The organism is Yinghuangia seranimata, from assembly GCF_029953285.1.
Taxonomy (GTDB): domain Bacteria; phylum Actinomycetota; class Actinomycetes; order Streptomycetales; family Streptomycetaceae; genus Yinghuangia; species Yinghuangia seranimata.
The window spans coordinates 1-4,786 of record NZ_JASAOI010000104.1 but is presented as its reverse complement, the minus strand read 5'-3'; the positions used below and the strand labels follow the sequence as shown (position 1 = coordinate 4,786).

At 73.8% G+C, this 4,786-nt stretch carries 4 protein-coding genes; 2 read left to right on the top strand and 2 right to left on the bottom strand.

Annotated elements, in window-relative coordinates:
* Positions 1-415: 415 nt before the first annotated feature.
* Together QI554_RS43260 and QI554_RS43255 are read right to left on the bottom strand one after the other, a co-directional pair.
* Entirely contained in the window at positions 416-2,197 is a 1,782-nt protein-coding gene (locus QI554_RS43260) for a hypothetical protein (protein ID WP_281478962.1), read from the bottom strand.
* Positions 2,197-2,748, bottom strand: a complete 552-nt coding sequence (locus tag QI554_RS43255) for a SigE family RNA polymerase sigma factor (protein WP_281478960.1) — start codon at positions 2,746-2,748, stop codon at positions 2,197-2,199. The genes QI554_RS43260 and QI554_RS43255 overlap by 1 nt, the downstream gene beginning before the upstream one ends.
* Before the next feature lie 217 nt (positions 2,749-2,965).
* Between QI554_RS43255 and tsaD the strand changes: the two genes are divergently transcribed.
* A complete protein-coding gene (gene tsaD / locus QI554_RS43250) occupies positions 2,966-4,024 on the top strand; it encodes a tRNA (adenosine(37)-N6)-threonylcarbamoyltransferase complex transferase subunit TsaD (protein WP_281478964.1) in 1,059 nt (352 codons plus the stop codon).
* 87 nt (positions 4,025-4,111) lie between these two features.
* Positions 4,112-4,663 carry a DUF1697 domain-containing protein gene (locus QI554_RS43245; RefSeq protein ID WP_281478958.1) on the top strand — a complete coding sequence of 184 codons (552 nt, stop codon included), beginning with the start codon at positions 4,112-4,114 and terminating at the stop codon, positions 4,661-4,663.
* The last annotated feature ends 123 nt before the right edge of the window (positions 4,664-4,786 follow it).

Below are 4,786 nucleotides of genomic sequence, written 5' to 3'. Positions count from 1 at the left end.
AGGAGGTCCGTAGGGGCCGGTCACCGGTCGTCAAAGGTGGCCGCCCGCCCCACGCCGGGACCGCAGCCCGGCAACGCAACGCACCCGATGCGCCTCCACACCGCCTCCCCCTCCCGATAGTTGCCGCCGTTTTAAGCGCGGCCGGGCGGCTGTCAAGGCGCCCCCAGCACCCCGGGACAGGCCACCTGTCGATGACTGATCCACCGCGCCTTGACAGGCGACCGGCCGCGCGGACAATCCACAATCGGGAGGGGGAGATGGCCGCCGCCGTCAGACAGGTCCGGGACGGTGCATGGTCGTCGGTCTCCATGCCGCAACGTGCGAGGCCGGCAACGCGGATGGCGCCGGCTCGTCAGCGCAAAGGCGCGCCGCTGCGACGGAACGGGCCAACCCCCGTCGCGGCAGCGCGCATCCCTTACGGCGTCAGGTCGAACGGGTCGTCCATCGCCTGTCCTGTCACCACCGCCATCGGCTGCCACGTGCCGTCCGGCTGCCGGGTCTCCACTCGCGAGCCCGCCGGCACCGTCGTGCCCGCCATGGCCGCGACCGCGAACCCGCCCGCGCTGAACGTGCCCCAGTTGTACGTCTGGCCGTCTTGCACCACACGCAGTTCGCGTCCCGCCTGCCCTGGCGCCACCAGCACGGTTTCGCCGGCGTCGTGCCACACCCATGCCCGGTTCTTTGCGTCGGCGGCCTGTGCGGCGGGCGGGGCTCCCGTGAGTGTGCGCAGTTCGGCCATCTCGTTGTTGGCCGTGCCGAACATCCCGCAGAAGAGCAACACCGCTTCGTTCGGGAGATGGATGACGGCCAGCGCCGCGTGCGTCACGTGGGCCCCGGCGTCACGCTCGCTGAAGTGGTCGGTGGCGACCACCTCCACACGCAGTTGCTCGGCCGGCACACCGACCGACGGCGCGAGCAACGCGGCGATGCCGGCAGGGGTGCTCATCCGGGCGAAGACGGCGTCATCGGACGACGTGTCGATCCCGCCGAGCACGTACCACTGGTCGTCCACGCGTTCGTCCGAGAGGAGGCCGTCCTTGCCCGTGACGATGAGCCTTGCGGTGCCGGGCCGTTCGCTCAACGGTGCGGCTGCCGCCAGGAAGCCGTCCTCGACCGGAACCTCCTGCCAGACACGCGGCGCTCGGCCCTGAGCCGAGTACTCCGGCCGCCACGAGACCCTCGCGCTGTCCGCCTTGCCGGGGGGTGCCAGCGCCACCGCCCACCAGTGCCCGTCGGTCTCGACGAGCCGGCTCACGGTCGCGTTCACGCTCACCCGGCTGCCGGCTGCCCCGATCGGGTCGAGTGCGCCGGCCAGTGCGCCGGACCGGCCGCCGAGAACGACCACTTCGTAGCGGCCGTCACCGTAGCCCTGCGGCGCGGCGACGAGGCCGATCACGATCCGCCCGGCGGGTGTGTCGCCCGCGAACCAGACGTTGGCGGTCAGTGGCACCGGCGTGCCGTTGACCTCCGCGGCCTCCCTGGTGAGGTAGCTGTTTTCAAGCAGCCGGTTCCGCGCACCGTCGAGGAACGCCTCGTCGGAGCGCAGCGATCCGCGGGTCTGCCAGCGCATCGCGGCCTCGACGACGGCGGGCGGGTCGGCCGGCTTCGCCGGGAAGCCGCCGGTCGTGATCGGGCCCGGGAGCGACGCGGGCCCGCTGTACGGTGGCGTGGCCGGACGGTGGTCCGCCCCGCCCCCCGTCGCGGCGAGGCCGCCCGCCACCAGCGTGGCCACGACCACGCTCGCGGCAGCGGCCAGCACGATGCCGCGGTTCCGCCGCGCGCGTACGGTGCTCGCGTCGAGGATCGCGGCCACGGGCGCGTCCCCGAACCGCCCCCGCTCGGCCTCCTCGGTGAGCAGCGCCGCGAGCAGTACGCCGTCCGCGCTGTCCCGTTCCGGGTCGGCGGCGGGTGCCAGGTCGACCCAGTCCCAGCCGCCGTGACTGCCGCCGTGGCCGCCATCGCCCGACTCGAGCCGCCCGTCGAGCCGCGGGTCGGACCGGGACTCGTGCATGTTCCCGGCCTCGTGCCGCCGTCCACGCCCCAGGCCGCGCCCACGCCCACGCGCCCGCTTGCCCCCGTCCCCCCACCGGAACCCGCCGCCGTCGTCGAAACCGTCCTCGAACCCTTCGCCGTCCGCGAACCCGTCCCCGGTTCCGAACCCGTTGCCCTGCCCGTTCCCGATCCCGTTCCCGCTCATCACAGCTCCGCGTCCGTCGGCTGCGGCGTTCCGCCCAGGAGACCGCGCAGGCGCCGCAGGCCCTGCGCGGTGTGGCTCTTGACGGTCCCGACCGCGCAGTCGAGCGCGTGGGCGGTCTCGGCCTCGGTGAGCTGCCCGAAGAACCGCAGCACCAGGACGGCGCGCATGCGGGGCGGCAACTCGTCCAGCGCCCGCCGCAGTTCGTCGAGCTGTTCGACGCGCGCGAAACCCGCGTCGTCGACCGGCCGGTCGAGCGTGGCGTCCGGCTCGGGGCCGTCGTCGGGCCGGCCCCGGACGACGCCCTCCTTGCGCTGCTTGCGTGCGTGCCGGATCGTCGCGTTGACGACGGCCCGGTGCACGTACGCGTCCGGCGCCCCTTCCGCACTGACCCGTGCCCAGTGCCGGTGCAGCGCGACGAACGCGCCCTGCGCCAGGTCCTCCGCGGCCGCCCGGTCGCCGCACAGCAGATACGCGGTGCGGACGACGACCGGCCAGCGTCTGGTCACGTAGCCCGCGAAGTCGGTGTCGACGGGTGTCGGGACTGCCGCCACCGTGAGTCCCCCTTTGCTCGCCACAGTCAGAACAGACCGTGCGGCACCCGAAGGTTCAGTGGGCGCCCGCAAGTGTGGCGCAGGTCACAGAGCCGCCGACGGCCGGGGCGCGGCGTTCGAGGTCGTCGACGCCGCGCGACTACCATCGGGGCCGGTGAGAACGGCTGCGGGAGCACGCAGCGAGACGAAGCGAAAGCGTGGTGCCGCGGTGGGTCCGGTGGTCCTGGGGATCGAGACGTCGTGCGACGAGACCGGGGTGGGCCTGGTCCGCGACGGTGTCGTGCTCGGCCAGGCGGTGGCCTCGAGCATGGACGAGCACGCCAGGTTCGGCGGCGTGGTCCCCGAGATCGCGGCCCGCGCCCACCTGCACTCGGTCACCCCGGTCGTGCGGGCGGCGCTGGCCGACGCTGGCCTGACCCTCGCCGACGTCGGTGCGGTCGCCGTCACCGCGGGGCCCGGCCTGGCCACGGCGCTCCAGGTGGGTGTCGCCGCGGCCAAGGCGTACGCGGTCGCGCTCGACGTGCCGCTGTACGGCGTCCACCACCTGGCCGGCCACGTGGCCGCCGCGACCCTGGACGGCGAGCCGCTGCCTAACCCGTGCGTCGTGCTGATCGTCTCCGGCGGCCACACCTCGCTCCTCTACGTGCGCGACCTGGCGACCGATCCGATCGAGCACCTGGGCGACACCGTCGACGACGCGGCGGGGGAGTGCTTCGACAAGGCCGCCCGCGTGCTCGGCCTGCCCTACCCCGGCGGCCCGAACGTCGACCGCGCGGCACGTGGCGGCGACCCGGCCGCCGTGTCGTTCCCGCGTCCGATGACGGGGCCGCGCGACGACCCGTTCGGCTTCTCCTTCTCCGGCCTGAAGACCGCGGCCGCCCGCTGGGCCGAGACCGAGCGCCGCGCCGGCCGCGAGCCGGTGGTCGCGGACGCCGCCGCGTCGCTGCAGGAAGCCATCGCGGACGTCCTGACCCGCAAGGCCGTCGCGGCCTGCCGGGCGCGCGGCGTCGACACCCTCGTCGTGGTCGGCGGCGTCGCCGCGAACTCGCGGGTGCGGGCGCTGGCCGAGGAGCGCTGCGCCGCCGCGGGCATCACGCTGCGCGTCCCGCCGCTGCGCCTGTGCACCGACAACGGGGCGATGACCGCGGCTGTCGGCGACCTGCTGATCCGCGCCGGGCGCCCGCCGGCCTCACTCGACCTCACGATCGACCCGTCCGCCCCGCTGGTGGACGCGCTGCTCCAGCCCCGCCCGGTCGCCCTGCCCGCCGCGAGCTGACCGCCAGTACTCCGACCGCGCCCGCACGGCCCCGCGCCGCGCCACCGCCACTTCCACCGCCCCCCCGGACCGAAGGAGCCCGCCGCCATGGCCGGAACCCGGTACATCGCCCTCCTGCGCGGCATCAACGTCGGCGGCAAGAACAAGGTCCCGATGGCCGAACTCCGCGCCATGCTGGCCGACTTGGGTTACGCGGACGCCAAGACCCTGCTGCAGAGCGGCAACGCGGTCTTCACCGCCGACACCGCCAAGGGCCCGGACGGCGTCGCCGCGGAGGTGGAGGCGGCGCTGGAGAAGGCGTACGGCAAGGCCATCCACGTCGTCGTACGCACCGCCGCCGAACTCGACGACGTCATCGCAGCGAACCCGTTCGAGGTCCCGGACGGGGCGAAGTTCCTCGTGAACTTCTACGCCCGCCCGTTCTACGCCGAACGCCTCGCCGACCTCGACGTCGCGGCCTTCCCGCCCGAGGAACTCGCCCTGGCCGCACGGGAGATCTACTACAACTTCCCCGACGGCATGCGCGACGCCAAACTCCCGACCGCCGTCGACCGCAAGCTCAAGGTGCTGGGCACGGGACGCAACTGGAACACGGTCCTCAAGCTCCAGGCCCTCGCCGCGGAGTCGGCCGACAGCTAGGCAGCGTTTTGAGGATCTTGTGACTGTCGTCCCGGTCGATCGTTGTGCTGGTCGTGGGTCGTGGTGATCTGACGCAGGCCGAATGGGACGTGCTGGCACCGCTGTTGCCAGCGACGGGTGGCT